Below are 205 nucleotides of genomic sequence, written 5' to 3'. Positions count from 1 at the left end.
ACGACCCCAGGAACACCGTGTCAAAGCCGCTGGACCCCACCAGCGTCTCCAGCCCGGACGCCAGCAGCGTGTTCCCGGACGACCCGCCCAGACGGTTGACGTCGCTGGCGGCGTCGAAGCTGGCGGTGGCCAGCGTCACCACATCGGTGCCGACCCCGCCGGTCAGCGTTTCCACCTGACTGAGCAGCAGGCTGTTGCCCGTGGT

Annotated in this window: 1 protein-coding gene; it reads right to left on the bottom strand. The window is 69.3% G+C overall.

The window, feature by feature from the left end; all coding sequences use genetic code 11:
* The coding region (locus tag EJ903_RS27210; protein ID WP_158628035.1) for a hypothetical protein at nucleotides 1-205 on the bottom strand (205 nt) is incomplete at both ends.

This window comes from Azospirillum griseum (assembly GCF_003966125.1).
In the GTDB taxonomy this organism is placed as follows: Bacteria; Pseudomonadota; Alphaproteobacteria; order Azospirillales; family Azospirillaceae; genus Azospirillum; species Azospirillum griseum.
Note: the sequence above shows the minus strand (reverse complement) of the source record. Positions and strands in the feature narration are given on the sequence as shown.